The sequence below is a fragment of the Xanthomonas sp. BRIP62418 genome (assembly GCF_003993495.1).
Lineage (GTDB): Bacteria > Pseudomonadota > Gammaproteobacteria > Xanthomonadales > Xanthomonadaceae > Xanthomonas > Xanthomonas euroxanthea.
In genome coordinates this window covers 233,944-248,814 of record NZ_QEZG01000041.1, presented here as the reverse complement: position 1 = coordinate 248,814, position 14,871 = coordinate 233,944, and the positions used below count along the sequence as shown (strand labels likewise).

Below are 14,871 nucleotides of genomic sequence, written 5' to 3'. Positions count from 1 at the left end.
CCCCCCAGAGTGCGCGACTGGGAAAACCAGGCACTCATTACTGCGTTCCCGGAACTATAGACCCCCTTGACTGCGTTAAATGGATACTCAGAGTGCGTCGGTGGACCATCAAAGAGTGCGGTGCCCAACACCACGCAGCAGGACATCTGGCGCGATCGCCAGCCGACCGCCGCCGATTGGCGCGCTTCGGCGGAGGCCGCGTTACGCAATCCATTCGAGACACCGGCGCGCTGCCAGCGCCGGCACGACTACTGCCTACAGCAGGCGCAACGCTGCGAAGAGGGCGAGCGGGGATGACTTTGACCAAGCGTAAGACGCTTACCGTCGTAGACGGTGGGCTGGGCGCTGCGCCACCGGGCGGCGGGGATCACAACCCGGACGCATGGAAAGCGCAGCTGACATACAACCGCGACCGCAACGTCGAGGGCACGCTGCACAACCTGATCCTGATCATGGAGCACGACGAGCGCCTGGCCGGGCTTTGGTGGCTCAACGATTCGAGCAACCAGGTGAAGCTGGAGCGCGACCCGCCGTGGCGTGGTGGTAGCCGCGAGGAGTTCATCGACTCCGATGCGTATGAGCTTGCGGCGTGGCTGCAGCATCCAGACCGCTACGCGATGAAGTGCAGCGACGAGCTGGTGCTCAAGTCCGTGATCGCCGTGGCCCGGCGCTACCGGCGCCATCCCATCCGCGAATTCCTCACCGGCCTGCAGTGGGATGGCGAGGCGCGGGTGGAGCGGATGCTGGTTGATCTGTTTGGCGCTGCGGACTCCACCTACAGCCGACGCGCAGCGCAATGTTTCATGGTGAGCGCTGTTGCGCGCGTGCTGTGGTTCGACGCCAAACAGCCATCGGTGGGCGCGCAGGTGGACTTCATGCTGGTGCTCGAAGGCGAGCAGGGCAAACGCAAGTCCAGCGCGTTGCGCGCGATCTTTGGCAGCCAGTGGTTTGTGGAAACGAGCGAGTCGCCCAGCGGCAAGGACTTCTACCAGGTCATCCAGGGCGCGTGGGGCGTGGAGATCGGCGAGATGGACAGCTTCTCCAAGGCCGACGTGACCAGCGTCAAGACCGCAATCACCCGACGCGTGGACAAGTTCAGAGCGCCCTACGAGCGCGTGCCGCGCTCCTATCGGCGCGAGTGCGTGTTCGCCGGCACCACCAACGAACACCAATACCTGCGCGATCCGACCGGTGGCCGGCGCTTTCTGCCCGTGCGCACCGACGGTGAGGTGCTCATCGATGCGATCAGTGCGCAACGTGAGCAGCTGTGGGCCGAGGCGGTGCACATGTTCGATGCGGGATTCGAATGGTGGCAGCTACCAGCAGAAGCAGCCGCAGAGCAGGCGGCGCGGTACGTGGGCGACAGCTGGGAAGGGCGCGTGGAGAAGTGGCTGGACGGCCGCATGGCCGAGGACCGCTACCCTGCGCGGCTCAAGTTCACTGCCGCCACGGTGGACTGGGCCAGCACCGACGAGATCCTGCTGCATGCCATTGGGTTGGACCCGGGCAAGCACGGCAAGCCCGAGCAGATGCGCGTGGCCGCAATCCTCAAGACGCTGGGATGGGAGAACCACCGACGGCGATGGCCAGACGGCGGGCGAGAGCCGCGGTGGTTTCGTGCTGGGCTAACGGTGGACGAGTGGCTGGCCGGCGCCAGCCGAGAGCAGGCGAGCCAGGAGGCGACGGATGCCCCGGACTTCTGACCAGACCTCGCCACCAACGTCCACACCTGTCCACACCTGCGTCCAGACCTTCCGCCTACTGCGGCAAGGCTGTCCACACCGTCCACACCTTTCGCGCGCGCCTACGTATATGACCCTTTTTCACCATCTATCAAAAACTCTCAACAGGTGTGGACAGTGTGGACAGTCTGGACACCTCAATGATTCCAAGGGCTGCGGTCGTCCAGACCTCGCCGCCGAGGTGCGGACGGTGTGGACGTGCTGCCGTAGCGCCGTGTTCCACGGGAATCGCCGCGCGCGCGGGCAGGGACAGGGGGGAGCGACCGCGACCGTAGCGGCCGGAATGGCGGGCGCGACCGTGGCGCGGGTCCTCCCGGAGCTTGGCCGTCTGCGGGTAATTCGGACCCCACATTTCGTGCATCTTTCGTTCCGGACTTTGGTTCCGGTCGGAACTCGGGTGGCTGCATGAGTTCCGAAACGATGAGCGTTGCCGAGTATTCCAGCCACCGCGGCTGCAGCGATTCGTACATCCGCCGCATGCGTCGCTCCGGCAAGCTGGTGATGCACGCCGACGGCAAGCGGATCAACGTGGCCGCCAGCGATGCGCTGCTGGATGACATCACCGACCCGCTGCGCGGCGGCGATCGCACGGCTGGCGCCGACGCACGGCTGGATGTGCCCACCGCCCGCGTGCTGCCGAGCGATGTGCCCAGCGTGCAGGAAGCCGTACGCCGCGAACGGCTGGCGCGGGCGCGGTTGGCAGAGCTGGAGCTGGGCGAAGAGTCCCGCGAGCTGACGCGCACGAAGGGCGTGGAGCGCGCCGTGTTCACCCTCGTGCGCCAGGCGCTCAACAGCATGATGAATCTGCCCGGACGCCTGCGCGCCAAGCTGGCCGCCGAAAGCGACCCGCGTGCGATCGAGGCGATGCTGGAGGCCGAGGTGCGCCTGATCGCACAGGCGATGCAGAAAGAAGCGCGGCAGCTGCTGGCACCACCGGGGCAGCGCAACGACACCACCGAGGACGACGCATGACGCTGGATCTCAACGCCTTCGACGTGGAGCTGGCAGAGCCGGCAGCGATCGTGTGCGACGCGTGGGAGCGCGCGTGGGCACTGCCGCCCATCCAGACGGTAAGCGAGTGGGCCGACGCTAACCGCATCATCGCGAAGGGCTCAGGTGCCGAGCCTGGCCGGTGGCGCACCAGCCGAAACCCGATCCTGCGCGAGATCATGGATTGCCTGAGCGACCATTCGCCGGTGCGTCTGGTGGATTTCATGAAGTCCGCGCAGATCGGCGCCACCGAGGTCGGCATCAACTGGACCGGCTATGTGATCGACCGCGGCGCGGATTCGATGATCGTGGCGCAGCCGGTGAAGGATCTGGCGCGGAGCTGGGCGGCGTCGAAGTTCGACCCGGCCGTGATGGAAATGCCCGAGCTGTTGGCCAAGCTCCATACTGACAACATGCTGGAGAAGCACTTTCCCGGTGGCACGCTGTGGGTGATCTGGAGCAACTCGGCCAAGCAGCTGCGCCAGCGCACCGCGCGCTACATCTTCATGGACGAGGTGGACGAATACCCGAAGGACATCGGCGGGCAGGGGCCGGCCGACCAGCAGTTGGAAGCGCGCGCGATGTCGTATGGCGACCGCGCGAAGATCTACCGCGCCTGCACCCCGACCATCGCCGGCGCCAGCGCGATCGAGGCCGGGCACGCAGCAGGCGACATGCGCGTGTACATGGTGCAGTGCCCGCATTGCGGCGGCGAGCAGACGCTCGATGTGGAGCGCTTGCAGCCGGATGGCACGTTCGCTTGCCTAGCGAGCGGCTGCGTGATCGAGGAGCACCACAAGGATCTGATGTTTGCCGAGCGCGGACACGGCGGCACGGCGTACTGGAAGCCGACCAACCCAGAGGCGGACCCGTATCACCGCAGCTATCACGCATGGGCCGCGTATGCGCCGCTGGGCCTCGGACCGTCGTGGAAAGACCTGGCCGATGCGAAGGCCGAGGCAGACCGCGACCCGAACAAGGCGGCCGGCTTCCACAACCTCAAGCTCGGCCTGCCATTCGCGGGCGAGCGTCAGGAGCAGGACGCCGACGAGGTGGCCAAGCTGGGCGAGCCCGGCGTGCACCGAGGTATCGTGCCGCTGGGCGGCTTGGTGCTGACGGCTGGCGTGGACTTCCAGCACGATCGCGCCGAGATTCAGGTGATTGCCACTGGCCGCGGCCAGCGGCGCTGGGTGGTGGACTACGCGGTCATCGATCTGGACCCGACCATCCTCGATACCTACCCGGCCCTGGACGAATACCTGCGCGGCACATGGAAAACCACGCGCGGCATCGATATGCCGATCACTGCGGTTGCGCTGGACGGCGGCAACTGGACGGAGACCGTGGCGCAGTTTGTGAAGCAGCTGGTCAACCAGAGCGGCCAGGCGCGCATCGTGGAGACGCCGAACGGCTACATCAAGCAGACCGTTTACCTGATCCGCGGCCGCAACGAGCGGAAGTCTGAGCGCGCGGTTTATCGCCCGTCAAAGACCGAGGTCAACAACCGCGACAAGACCGTGGCGCGCAGTGTTGGTGTGTGGGGCGTGGGCACGTCCGTGCTCAAAACGATGGTGTATGGCTGGCTCACCGCTGCTCTCACGGCAAAGGACAAGGCCGATGCGGAAGGACAAGCGGAGGATCTGACGGCGCGAATGCTGCGCTTCCCAGGCGGCCGCGGCGATGAGGTGCCAGATCCGATCAATCCGGATCCAGGTGCGCTGCTGCCGGTGTATTACAAGGGGCTGACGGTGGAGTTTTACGACAAGGAGTCGGGGTATTGGATCAAGCCGAAAGGGGCGAGGAACGAGCCGCTGGATACTGCTGTCTATGCTGTTTGGGCATCGTTAGCGCCAGCGGTCAAAGCAGACGTCATTCGGGAGTCGCAATGGGCAAGCTTGGAAAGCCAGTTTCAATCGAATCCGCAAGACCTTTTCGAGTCCAATAACCTTGGGCTATCTGCTGCTGCACGCGATACGCATCCTGCCGAAGCTCGCGCAAAGACCTCCGCGGCTGGGCCATTTGATAGACCGAGGTCTACTGGCTTGGTAAGCGGAGGATGGATAATTTAATGGTGAAAAGAGCCGATTCCGCTCAGCATCTTCGTGCAAGAATCTTAGATGCCATGCGTGAGGATCTAGGGGTTAATGAGATTTTGGCCGGCCCATTCGTGGAGTCAGTTATGCGCTGCTTCGCCGGCGAACAGCCATACTTTCCTACAAATTCAAGAGGTTACCCAGTCGGGGCTATCCGGTCCGCGCTCGAGCGAGGCGACTCGCCTACCGTGGTCGCTGCGCGTTTTTCTATGTCGCGCTCCAATTTGTATCGCCTCTTCCCCGGTGGCTTGCCAGGAAATCACATGAGGAGGACCGGCTCGCGTAGAACGAGCTGACACGGATCACCGGTAGGCACTAGGCAGGTTTCCTCGCTAATCGAGCGCGCTGAGGGGGCTGCTTAGGGAGCTAGTACTTGATTTGAACCTGATTTCTATTTCGTCAAGGAGCTCAAGTGCGGCTGCTTTGAATAGGTTATTGGAGATTTTTGTCGTATCCCCCACTTCTTGAAGGAACTGGGTTGTTAGATATTGCTCAAATTTCTTGCTTGTCTTATTTTTTATTACAGTCGCAATGCCGTGCTTTGCCATAGCAAAAGTGAGATTCGGGATGTCTTTCATTGCGACCACGACGTATGGATTGGTGTCACAGAAATCGGGTCTCAGTTTCTTCTCTGCAAGACCGGCCACGACCAGTTCGCGTAAATTTTGCGTGGCTATTGGACTAAAGAGAATCCAATCTTCGAGAGTCAAGATGATCGAGAAAATCGGCAAGCCGTCATGGTGCCAGCGGCTAACACCTGCCTCTGCATCAGCAATATTGGCGTAGTTTTGGATAATTGCATTCGCCAGGCGCTGCATCCCTTTCGTCACATCTTCGATGCTTAGCGCGACTTTTGCTTGGAGCTGAATACGGGCGCTTTTGCATTCAACGAAAACATGAGCGGTGCCGTCGCTCAGAATCCAGTCACTTCCGTGGCGAATGCCTGCCGATGTCGGATAAGGCGAAGGTTTGACTGGATTTAGTTGTCTGTCGGACTTCGCTATGAGGTCACCCGCGAGCATTTCGACGGCGTCGCCAAACGCAGTCGAATACCCCTGAACGTTTACGAGGTCGAAAAATGCGCCGGCAAGTAGTCTTCGCACTAGGAGTTGTGGGCGAGGACAATGCAGCAGATCCGGGTGGGCGCTCCGAAGTCTGATTAGTGGCGTCAGATTGATCTCCTGGAACGCATATTCCCAGCTTTCGTTTACGCGATAGGTCTCTAATTGGCGTCGTCTGAGGGATGTCGGGGTTGTTGATATTTGCCTCAGACATTTTTTAATGCCGTACTCTGGCAAAGAAAAATCCAAAAGCTCTCTTGAGATATCTGTCTCAGGATTTGACGTATAGCTGGCGAGCATGCCCGCTACCATCGTGAAATAATCTAATGAGCTCATTTCATAGTGTTGCCGTATCAAGCTTTCGATAGGAGGTAAACGGAATAGCGCCCAGTATCGCCCGAAATAATCGGCTTGCACACGGTCTTGGTGGGGTAGTTGCTGGTGACCAAGACGATGGAGGGTCAGGTAAATATTTTTAGTGCCACCGGCTTGTTTGTTGCATAAACCTCTGATTGCGTTGTGCAACGTCGCGAGATCGTTCCGGTTCCTCAAGTACACCTGCGCTTTATCACTAGCTCCTGCATGGATTAATGTTTCCCGGAGGATTAAATCAAGCTGGTGTTCGTGGAGGTACTTGGTCAAGGAAATGGTCCGACCTTGAGCATCTCTCTGTTGATACTCGACGGGAAGTTGATAGCCGAATCCAAGGTGGAGGCTATATACCCAAATGTCGTTAAGTGAATTCCTCAGTCCCAATTGGCTAGAAAATCGAACGACATTACGCTGGTGGCGATCCATAAAATTCTATTTGCTGTCAAGTTGGCTAGTCTAGGCTTTCAATGAAAGAGGGCGCAAGTTCTGCAACTAAGCCTTAAAAATCATAGCTTTGAGCCACATTCTGTCCCAACAATTTTTGGTTTTGCGGCTTGGCAATCATTAGCCTGTCTCGTCATGAAGACGGCTCAGGAAATGCTCACCACATACCAGCAGGCGGAGATTGCCGTGCTGCAGGGGCAGAGCTTTCGTTTTGGTGAGCGCATGCTCACCCGCGCGGATCTGTCAGAGATCCGCAAAGGCCGGCAGGAGTGGCAGGCCGCCGTAGATCGAGAGGCCGGTGCCGGCCGTCGTGCTCGTTGGGCCACCATCGATTTCGGCGGCCGTACCTGATGGCCTCTGCAAGCATCGCCCTCGACCGTCTCAGCGTCGCAATCTCCACTGACCGCAACGTGCGCGCCATCGAGGCGCGGACGGCCGTGCGCGAGCAACAACTGCGCGTGGTTGCGCGCGCTCACGAAGTCACCCGCCCGTCGCGCAGCCGCAAGCTAGCTCGCGACTGGGGTAGCGGCAATGCCATTGCCGGCATGGATGCGCGCCAGCTGCGCGACCAGGCGCGCCACCTTGAGCGCGACCTGGACCTGGCCGACAACGCGCTCAACGTGCTGGTGCAAAACACGGTGGGCTCCGGCATCGATGTGCTGTCGGCGCCGCGCCTGCCGGGCCAGCCGATCAACCGCGACCTGGCCCTGCAGCTGGATGAGCTGTGGGACGTGTGGTGGGACGCGCCCGAAGTCACCCGCGCCCACGACTACGGCGCTTGCCAGCAATTGTTGGCGCGCAGCTGGCTGCGTGACGGCGAGGCGTTCTACCAGGATCTGGTCGGCACGGTGCCGTATCTGGAGCACGGTGGCGGCGTGCCCTACAGCATCGAGATGCTGGAAGCCGACCTGGTCCCGCTGGACTTCAACGACCCGGCGCGCAACATTCTGCAGGGTGTGGAGCGCAACGCGTGGGGCAGGCCGGTTGCCTACCACGTGTACAAGCAGCACCCCGGCGACCCGCTGGGCTGGACCACCGAAACCAAGCGTGTGAGCGCGGAGGTGATGCACTGCATCGCCAACCTCAAGCGGCTTCACCAGGTGCGCGGCCTGAGCGTGTTTGCCAGCGCCATGTCGCGCTTCGAAGACGTCAAGGACTACGAAGAGTCCGAGCGCATCGCGGCCAAGGTGGCTGCGTCGATGACGTTCCAGATCAAGAAGGGCTCGGGCGAGCTTTATCAGCCGACCGGCGAGGGCCTGGGCGGCGTCGCACTGATGCAGCAGGGCTTGCCGGTGCGGGAGCTGCGTATGGCGCCCGGCGCCATCTTCGACGACCTGCTTCCGGGCGAATCCATCGAAAGTCTAGGCACAGATCGTCCCAACCCGAACGCGGCGACCTGGCGCAAAGAGCAGCTGCGCGCCGCCGCTGGCGGTATTGGCGTGAGCTACTCCAGCCTGTCGCTGGACTACAACGGCACGTACTCCGCCCAGCGGCAGGAACTGGTGGAGAAGTGGGGCAGCTACCTGATGCTGGCCGAGCGCTTCATTGCGATGTTTGTGCGGCCCACGCGCCAGCGCTTCGTGGAGGCGGCGGTGTTGGCCGGCAAGGTGCGCCTGCCGCGCGGCTGGTCGCTGCGCCATCTGGCCGCGTCGACGTACGTGCGCCCGATCATGCCGTGGATCGATCCGCTGAAGGAGGCCTACGCCAAGGGCGAGGCCGAGGACCGCGGCTGGGTGAGCCCGCAGCAAAACACGCTGCAGTACGGCAACAACCCCGACGAAGTGCTGCGCCAGCGCCAGGACTGGCAGCAACAGCAGCAGCAATTGCAGCCGGCCACGCCGGCACCTGCGGAGGCCCGTGCGCAGCTGCGCGCCGACCTTTCGCGCGACATGTTGAGGGACATCTGACTATGCGACCCACTGCACTCACCGCGGCGTTGGGCCGTGTGCTTGCCGACGCCGGCCAGGCGCTCGGTCCTTGCCTCCTCAAGATCGAGGCCCGCGCCAACGACATCGCCGAGGTGATGATCTACGGCACCATCGGCGACAGCCTGTGGTCTGAATCGGTCTCCGCACTGGAGCTGGCCGAGCAGATCAACCAGATCACCGCCGGCACGATCCACGTGCGCATCAACAGCGGCGGCGGTGTCGTGGCCGATGGCATGGCCATCTACAACGCACTGAGCCAGCACGCCGCGCACAAGGTGGTGTTTGTGGACGGCCAGGCGGCATCGATCGCCTCGCTGATCGCCATGGCCGGCAATGAGGTGGTGATGTACGCCAGCTCGCTGCTGATGGTGCATGCGCCACACACGATCGCAGCCGGCAACGCGTCCTCGTTCCGCCAATACGCGACCGCGCTGGACGCGCACGCCGGTGCGATGTTGGAGGCCTATGCCACCAAGACCGGCAAACGTACCGAGGTGGAGCAGCTGCTCACCGACGGCGCCGACCATTGGTACACCGGCGCGCAGGCCGTTGAGTTCGGCTTTGCCGACCGCGTTGCAGACACCGCCGCCGCCGCTCGCGCCGAGGGCGCCTGTGTTGTGGCGCTTACCGGCTACCTGCAGGCCATCAACCAGGCGCCAGCCCCAGTTGCCGCGCAGCTGCGCGGGCACATCGCCGCCGCGCTCAGCCCCAGCGTTTTCGCCTCACTTCCCGAGGTCACCCAAACGGCCGTTGTTGGCCACATCGAGGATCCTATGACCCAGCAAACCTATCTCCGCATCCTCGCCAACGCCGGTGGCGGGCAGGGTGCAACCACGACCACCACCGTGACGCCGTCGGCTTCATCCGCACCCGCGCCGGTGGTTGCCGCCGCGCCGGACGCCGCCGCTGCCGTGCAGGCCGCGCTGGTGGCCATGCGCGGGCGCAACACCGACATCATGGCGATGGCCGAGCCGCACATGGGCAATGCGGAGATCCGCGCCTATGTGGATGGCGTCATTGCCGCGGCCGACCCCAACGTTACTGCCGACAACGTGGGCCGCCACATCCTGGCGTTGATGGGCCGCAACGGCGAGCCGCTCAATGGCCGTGCTGGCGTGGTGGCCGGCGGCGACCAGCGCGACAACGTGCGTGCGGCGATGACCAACGCCATCCAAGCGCGCGTGGGTATGGCGCAGGCCGCCGCAGACAACCCGTACCGCGGCCACTCGCTGGCCGAGATGGCGCGCGAGTGCCTTGTGCAGGCAGGCGTCAACCCGCGCGGCATGGACCGCCGCGAGATCGTGGGTATGGCGTTCACCCATTCCACTTCGGATTTCCCGGCGCTGCTGGGCGATGCCGCGCGTCGTTCTGTGCTGCAGGGCTACCAGGAGGTGGAAGAGCGTTTCAGCGAGTTCACCCGCGCGGTGAGCGTGCCGGACTTCAAGCCGACCAACCTGGTGGGCCTGGGCGCATTCTCCGATCTGCTGCCCGTTCGTGAGGGGGGCGAGTACAAGCAGGGCACCTTCAGCGAGCAGTCGCAGTCGATGCAGATCGTGACCTGGGGCCGGCTGTACACCATCACCCGACAGGCCGTCATCAATGACGACCTGGGCATCTTCAGCGATGTGCCGCGCAAGATGGGCCAGGCTGCCAAGCGCACGCTGGCCAAGGCGGTATTCGAACTGATCACCAAGAACCCGAAGCTGGCCGACGGCAAGACGCTGTTCCATGCCGACCACGGCAACCTGCTGCCGTCCGCGACGATCACCACCGAAAGCGTCAGCGCCATGCAGGCGCGCATGGCGCTGCAGAAGGATGCCGACGGCAACGTCATCCGCGTGCCGATGAAGACGCTGCTGACGCCGGTGGCGCTCTCCGGTGCGGCACTGACCGTGCGTGCGGCCGAGTACGCGGTGGGCGGGGCCAACAACCAGACCACGCCCAACATCGTGCGCAACACCTTCGAGGTGGAGAGCGACGGCCGGCTGGATGGTGCTGACCCGAAGGCGTGGTACGGCCTGGCCAACTCGGCCTACGTGGATGCGCTGGTGGTCGGCTACCTGGACGGCAACCAGACGCCGTACCTGGAGCAGCACGAGGGATTCACCGTTGACGGTGTGGCCTGGAAGGTACGCCTGGACGCGGCGCCGGCCATCGCCGACTACCGCGGCATCTACAAGAACCCCGGCCAGTAAGCCGCCTGCCGCACCGCAGGCGCGGTGCGGCGTCTCTTCGCATCTGGAGTACTCCCCATGAAAAACGCATATCAAGACGGCCGCGTGCTGGACGTCACCCTGACTGCGGCAGTCACCAGCGGCGGTGTGATCGCCGCCGGGAAGCTCGTCGCTATTGCCGTTACTGACGGTGCCATTGGCGACACCATCGCCGCTCACGTTGAAGGCGTGTTTGCACTGCCCAAGTTGCCTGCCGCCGTGTTTGCCGTCGGTGCCGCGGTCAACTGGGACATCGACGCCAAGCAGGCCATCGCCGCTGCCGGTGGTGCCGGCGACACCAACAACATCGGTTACGCGATCGAGGCTGCCGGCAACGGCGCCGCCACGGTGCTGGTGCGCCTGACCCCGGGTACAGCCACGCCGGTGGCTGCCTAAGCCTTACCCACCACCGCACGCATAAGCCCGGGTGGCGCGTGCGGTGGTGGTTCTTTTCGACTTGACCCAAGGATCAGCACATGGCCCCGCCGCGCGGCGTCCGCAACAACAATCCAGGCAATATCGATCGCACGGGCGTGGCCTGGCAGGGTGAAGATCGCACTGCGGCTGCCCGCGCACGCGAGGCGCGCTTTGCCGTGTTCGATACGCCCGAATACGGCTTCCGTGCGCTGGTCAAGACGCTGTTGACCTATCAGCGCAAGCACAACCTGCGCACGGTGCGCGGCATCATCAACCGTTGGGCGCCGCCGGTGGAGAACGACACCGGCGCCTATGCGCGCCAGGTTGCCACCGCGCTGGGCGTGGATGTGGATCAGCCTATCAGCGTGGAGGCGCCGGCCACGGCGTTTCAGCTGGCCAAGGCCATCGCCAGGCACGAGAACGGCGGCAACTTCTGGGGCGACGAGGTCATCTGGGATGGCGTCGAGCTGGCCGGTGTGCGTCGATGATGGATGGCGGCGCCACCGTGCTGCTCAAGTCCGCCGCGTTGTTGGTGGCCACGAGTGCGGGCAGCGTCGTGGTCACTGAAGTGATCACTGGCAGCGAGCACCTGTTCCTGGGGATTCCGCAGTCGTGGTTCCTGGCGGCGGTGGTCGGCGCGCTGCTCGGCCTGATGGTGCTCAGCGAGATCGACGTGGGCAAGGTATCCGCGCCGAGCGGCGGCCCGGGCGTGCAGTGGCTGACACTGCTGCTGCGGGTCGGCTTGCTGGGGCTGTTCGTGCTGGGCTTCGCCCTGGCGGCTGGTTGGATCGTGGTGGCACTGGCCAACTACTTCCCCTCCATCCATCGCATCGGCATTGCGGCCAGTGGGCTGAGCGGTTTCATCATCAAGCCGATGTTGCCGCACTACCTGGGTGCGCTGCAGAAGTGGTCCGATCGCCTGGCCGGCCGCGCGGGAGGTGGCGCATGACCATCTACCTCCTGAGCCTGGTCAGCACGCTGGCAGTGTTCTGCGCCGCCACATGGCAGCTGCTGCACACGTTCCACCTGGGTGACCGCGCAAGCGATCGCGCCGCCTGGGCGCTGCGGGGCGCCTGCTTTATCGGCCTGGCCGTCGGAATGCTTGGCATCTTCCTGCGCGATCTTGCGCAGCACACTCCCACGCCCTGGTACGTGCTGCTGGTGCGGCTGTGCCTGACGGTGTTGCTCATCTACCCGTGGCGTCGTCGGGAGAGTGAACGATGAATATTCTTGCCTTCCTCAAGGCGCTGGTGGCGCTGGTCTTCGGCTGGGCGGCTGACGCCCTGACCTGGCTGCGCAAGCCGGGCAGCCGGCTCAAGGTGGTATGCGCGTGTCTCGCCGCGCTGCTGTCGATTGCTGCGCTCACGTCCTATCGCAAGGGCCAGCAGGTGATCGTTGTGACGCGCCAGGTGCAGCAGTGCCAAAGCGATCGCACGGCAGCCCTGGAAGCGGCCCAACTCAAGCGCGCCGAGTTGGAGCGCAATAACGCGGACAAGGACGCCGCGCTGGCGACCATCGCCGCCAAGCTGCAGGGCGAGGCCGAAAAGCTGCGGGTGCTGCAGGAGCGCAACGCAGGCCTGCGCGACAAGACCGAGATCGCCAAGGCGGCCGCTGATCGCAGCGCCAAGGCGTTCAAACAGGAATACGACCAGCGCCCGGCCGAATGCAATGCGGCCCTGCAGGCGCTGGCTGCTGCGTGCCCCAGCCTGGGAGGCTACTGATGCTGCGTTCCCTGTTCGTCATCGCCCTGGTCGTTGCCCTGGCTGGCTGCGGCAAAAAGGGCATCACGCGCGAAGATCTGGCGCGCCCAGTGGTCGTGGCGCCTGCGCCGGCCGTGATTGCCGTGCCGGTACGCACCTACGTGCAGATCGAGCCGCGCCTGACGCAGCGCTGCGCCTGGGTGAAGAACGGCGCGCTTGAGCAGGTGCTGGATGTGTCACGCGGCCGCAAGCGCTGCCTGGAGTTCTACGAGGCCAACCTGGGCGAGATTGAACAGGTGCAAGGCACGCCGGCGGGAGAGGGCAGCCCGTGAGCCAGATCCGCATCGCCGTGGATGCCGATAACCTGCTGGGCCGGCAGTTCAGCGCCCTGGAGCGCGAGCAGCTGCCGTTCGCCATCGTGCAGGCGTGCAACGCCACCGCCTTTGAGATCCGCGAGGTGTGGAAGCGCACCGCGCCGCGAGTGTTCGACCGGCCGACCTCGCTGACCATCAATGCGGCGATGTACCGCAAGGCGACCAAAGCCCGCCTGTTCGCCGAGATTTTCCTGCGCGATGAGGCCTTCAAGGGAACGCCGCCGGCCAAGTACCTGCGCACGGAAGTGGACGGCGGGCAGCGCCGCAAGAAGGGCTTCGAGGTGCTGCTGCAGGCTAAGGGCCTGATGCCGGCCGGGCAGTTCGCGGTCACCGGCCGCGGGGCACGCACTGACCAGTATGGCAATGTGCCCGGCAGCCAAGTGACTGCGATCTTGTCGCAGCTGGGCGCGCAACGCGACGCCTACCAGAACGCCACCACCGACAAACCGAAGCGGCCCAGCAATGAGCGCAGCCGCGCCGAGTATCTGGGGCGCACACGCTTGAACACGGTCGCGGTGATGCAGCGCACCGTTCGCCGCGGTGGGCGCTACTTCGCGCTGCAGCGCCAGCGCGGCAAGTTGGCGCCGGGTATCTACGAACGCATCGGCACTGGCTTCGGCAGTGCGGTGCGCAGCGTGTTCGTGTTCACCACGCGCGCCAGCTACACGCCGCGCTACGACATCTACGGCTTGGCCCAGCGCACCTGGGACAAGCTGATGCCGTTCTACTTCAACCGTGAGCTGGACAAGGCCATCCAAAGCGCCATCGCCAAGGTGCGCGCATGAGCCAGCGCGAGTTCCTCCAAGACTTCGATGCGGCCGCTTTCTCGGCCTTCGCAGAGGTAGGCCTGGCTGATGGCGATGCACGCTACCAGGCGCCCGACGCTGCGGAGTCCTTTCCGTGCACCGTGCAGATCGACCGCGACGTGCGCGATTTTGGCGGAGACCTGGCGCCGGTCAGCACCGGCTATACGCTCGTGACCTTCCGACGCGCACAGGTGCAGCCGGCCAAGCGCGGCCGGCTGCTGCTGGCTGGCGAGACGCTGGTACTGGCTGAGCGCGTGCGGCAGGACGAATCCATCAGCCAGTGGGTGGCCGACCATGGCTAGCCCACGCGAGAACCTGCGCGCAGCGGTCGGCGCTTGTCTGCAGCGCATCAGCCGCGCCGGCGGCTACCAGACCGATGCCGGCGCCAGCCTGACGTTGGAGCCGGGCCAGGTCGACGAAGACGCAACCGCTGTGCTGACTGTGCTGGTAGCCAAGCAACAGCGTGCCAGCGAGAGCGCGCTGACGCGCACTCATCGGCTCACCACGCTGGTGATCGTGGCAAAGGCGCCTGCGCCGCTCGACACGGCGCAGAGCCAGCTCGACGCGCTGGTGTCTGACATCGAACTTGCCATGGCCGACCAGCAGTTTCGCTATCCGCCGGGCATCCAGTTCCCGCAGTACGTGTCCATGGAGCCGGTGAAGCCGGAGGCCGGCATGAGCTGGATCGGCGCGCTGCTCACCTACCAAACCCACATCCCGATTACCTAACG

Annotated in this window: 16 protein-coding genes; 15 read left to right on the top strand and 1 reads right to left on the bottom strand. The window is 64.2% G+C overall.

The window, feature by feature from the left end; genetic code table 11:
* The first annotated feature begins 293 nt into the window (after positions 1-293).
* From EO174_RS15810 to EO174_RS15800, 3 genes are all read left to right on the top strand, one after another.
* On the top strand, positions 294-1,703 hold the full coding sequence (locus EO174_RS15810; RefSeq protein WP_126945753.1) for a VapE domain-containing protein: 1,410 nt from the start codon (positions 294-296) through the stop codon (positions 1,701-1,703).
* 444 nt (positions 1,704-2,147) lie between these two features.
* Positions 2,148-2,714 carry a hypothetical protein gene (locus EO174_RS15805; protein ID WP_126945750.1) on the top strand — a complete coding sequence of 189 codons (567 nt, stop codon included), beginning with the start codon at positions 2,148-2,150 and terminating at the stop codon, positions 2,712-2,714.
* Positions 2,711-4,801 (top strand): terminase gpA endonuclease subunit, encoded by a 2,091-nt coding sequence (locus EO174_RS15800; RefSeq protein WP_241240024.1) that lies wholly within the window; start codon positions 2,711-2,713, stop codon positions 4,799-4,801. The genes EO174_RS15805 and EO174_RS15800 overlap by 4 nt, the downstream gene beginning before the upstream one ends.
* A gap of 356 nt (positions 4,802-5,157) precedes the next feature.
* Here the strand turns inward: EO174_RS15800 and EO174_RS15795 are convergent, their stop codons facing one another.
* The gene (locus EO174_RS15795; protein ID WP_126945747.1) at positions 5,158-6,528 is read right to left on the bottom strand and encodes a hypothetical protein; all 1,371 of its coding nucleotides are present in this window, start codon (positions 6,526-6,528) and stop codon (positions 5,158-5,160) included.
* Positions 6,529-6,837: 309 nt separating this feature from the next.
* On the opposite strand from EO174_RS15795, the gene EO174_RS15790 reads away from it, so the two are divergent.
* The 12 genes from EO174_RS15790 to EO174_RS15735 all read left to right on the top strand — a co-directional run bounded on the left by EO174_RS15790 (position 6,838) and on the right by EO174_RS15735 (position 14,869).
* Entirely contained in the window at positions 6,838-7,053 is a 216-nt protein-coding gene (locus EO174_RS15790) for a primosomal replication protein PriB/PriC domain protein (protein WP_126945744.1), read from the top strand.
* Positions 7,053-8,609: a phage portal protein gene (locus tag EO174_RS15785; RefSeq protein ID WP_126945741.1), complete on the top strand. Its 1,557-nt coding sequence runs from the start codon at positions 7,053-7,055 to the stop codon at positions 8,607-8,609. The genes EO174_RS15790 and EO174_RS15785 overlap by 1 nt, the downstream gene beginning before the upstream one ends.
* 2 nt (positions 8,610-8,611) lie before the next feature.
* Positions 8,612-10,825, top strand: coding sequence for a ClpP-like prohead protease/major capsid protein fusion protein (locus EO174_RS15780; RefSeq protein ID WP_126945739.1), 2,214 nt, complete (start codon positions 8,612-8,614; stop codon positions 10,823-10,825).
* A 57-nt stretch (positions 10,826-10,882) separates the two neighbouring features.
* Positions 10,883-11,239, top strand: a complete 357-nt coding sequence (locus EO174_RS15775; RefSeq protein ID WP_104582054.1) for a capsid cement protein — start codon at positions 10,883-10,885, stop codon at positions 11,237-11,239.
* Between the two features lie 80 nt (positions 11,240-11,319).
* Entirely contained in the window at positions 11,320-11,748 is a 429-nt protein-coding gene (locus tag EO174_RS15770; RefSeq protein ID WP_126945736.1) for a structural protein P5, read from the top strand.
* Positions 11,745-12,209 (top strand): hypothetical protein, encoded by a 465-nt coding sequence (locus tag EO174_RS15765; RefSeq protein WP_241240023.1) that lies wholly within the window; start codon positions 11,745-11,747, stop codon positions 12,207-12,209. The genes EO174_RS15770 and EO174_RS15765 overlap by 4 nt, the downstream gene beginning before the upstream one ends.
* A complete protein-coding gene (locus EO174_RS15760; RefSeq protein WP_126945733.1) occupies positions 12,206-12,484 on the top strand; it encodes a hypothetical protein in 279 nt (92 codons plus the stop codon). Before EO174_RS15765 ends, EO174_RS15760 begins: the two co-directional genes overlap by 4 nt.
* Positions 12,481-12,981: a hypothetical protein gene (locus tag EO174_RS15755; protein WP_126945730.1), complete on the top strand. Its 501-nt coding sequence runs from the start codon at positions 12,481-12,483 to the stop codon at positions 12,979-12,981. Before EO174_RS15760 ends, EO174_RS15755 begins: the two co-directional genes overlap by 4 nt.
* Positions 12,981-13,292, top strand: coding sequence for a hypothetical protein (locus tag EO174_RS15750; RefSeq protein ID WP_241240022.1), 312 nt, complete (start codon positions 12,981-12,983; stop codon positions 13,290-13,292). The genes EO174_RS15755 and EO174_RS15750 overlap by 1 nt, the downstream gene beginning before the upstream one ends.
* On the top strand, positions 13,289-14,119 hold the full coding sequence (locus EO174_RS15745; RefSeq protein ID WP_126945727.1) for a hypothetical protein: 831 nt from the start codon (positions 13,289-13,291) through the stop codon (positions 14,117-14,119). The genes EO174_RS15750 and EO174_RS15745 overlap by 4 nt, the downstream gene beginning before the upstream one ends.
* Entirely contained in the window at positions 14,116-14,442 is a 327-nt protein-coding gene (locus tag EO174_RS15740) for a hypothetical protein (RefSeq protein WP_126945724.1), read from the top strand. The genes EO174_RS15745 and EO174_RS15740 overlap by 4 nt, the downstream gene beginning before the upstream one ends.
* On the top strand, positions 14,435-14,869 hold the full coding sequence (locus EO174_RS15735; protein WP_104582062.1) for a hypothetical protein: 435 nt from the start codon (positions 14,435-14,437) through the stop codon (positions 14,867-14,869). Before EO174_RS15740 ends, EO174_RS15735 begins: the two co-directional genes overlap by 8 nt.
* Positions 14,870-14,871 lie beyond the last annotated feature (2 nt).

What these genes read in the sequence shown, in the direction of transcription:
- EO174_RS15750 (WP_241240022.1), top strand. Translation starts at nt 12,981, where the DNA reads ATGCTGCGTTCCCTGTTCGTCATCGCCCTGGTCGTTGCCCTGGCTGGC.
- EO174_RS15790 (WP_126945744.1), top strand. Translation starts at nt 6,838, where the DNA reads ATGAAGACGGCTCAGGAAATGCTCACCACATACCAGCAGGCGGAGATT.
- EO174_RS15775 (WP_104582054.1), top strand. Translation starts at nt 10,883, where the DNA reads ATGAAAAACGCATATCAAGACGGCCGCGTGCTGGACGTCACCCTGACT.
- EO174_RS15760 (WP_126945733.1), top strand. Translation starts at nt 12,206, where the DNA reads ATGACCATCTACCTCCTGAGCCTGGTCAGCACGCTGGCAGTGTTCTGC.
- EO174_RS15735 (WP_104582062.1), top strand. Translation starts at nt 14,435, where the DNA reads ATGGCTAGCCCACGCGAGAACCTGCGCGCAGCGGTCGGCGCTTGTCTG.
- EO174_RS15810 (WP_126945753.1), top strand. Translation starts at nt 294, where the DNA reads ATGACTTTGACCAAGCGTAAGACGCTTACCGTCGTAGACGGTGGGCTG.
- EO174_RS15765 (WP_241240023.1), top strand. Translation starts at nt 11,745, where the DNA reads ATGATGGATGGCGGCGCCACCGTGCTGCTCAAGTCCGCCGCGTTGTTG.
- EO174_RS15740 (WP_126945724.1), top strand. Translation starts at nt 14,116, where the DNA reads ATGAGCCAGCGCGAGTTCCTCCAAGACTTCGATGCGGCCGCTTTCTCG.
- EO174_RS15770 (WP_126945736.1), top strand. Translation starts at nt 11,320, where the DNA reads ATGGCCCCGCCGCGCGGCGTCCGCAACAACAATCCAGGCAATATCGAT.
- EO174_RS15805 (WP_126945750.1), top strand. Translation starts at nt 2,148, where the DNA reads ATGAGTTCCGAAACGATGAGCGTTGCCGAGTATTCCAGCCACCGCGGC.
- EO174_RS15785 (WP_126945741.1), top strand. Translation starts at nt 7,053, where the DNA reads ATGGCCTCTGCAAGCATCGCCCTCGACCGTCTCAGCGTCGCAATCTCC.
- EO174_RS15780 (WP_126945739.1), top strand. Translation starts at nt 8,612, where the DNA reads ATGCGACCCACTGCACTCACCGCGGCGTTGGGCCGTGTGCTTGCCGAC.
- EO174_RS15755 (WP_126945730.1), top strand. Translation starts at nt 12,481, where the DNA reads ATGAATATTCTTGCCTTCCTCAAGGCGCTGGTGGCGCTGGTCTTCGGC.
- EO174_RS15800 (WP_241240024.1), top strand. Translation starts at nt 2,711, where the DNA reads ATGACGCTGGATCTCAACGCCTTCGACGTGGAGCTGGCAGAGCCGGCA.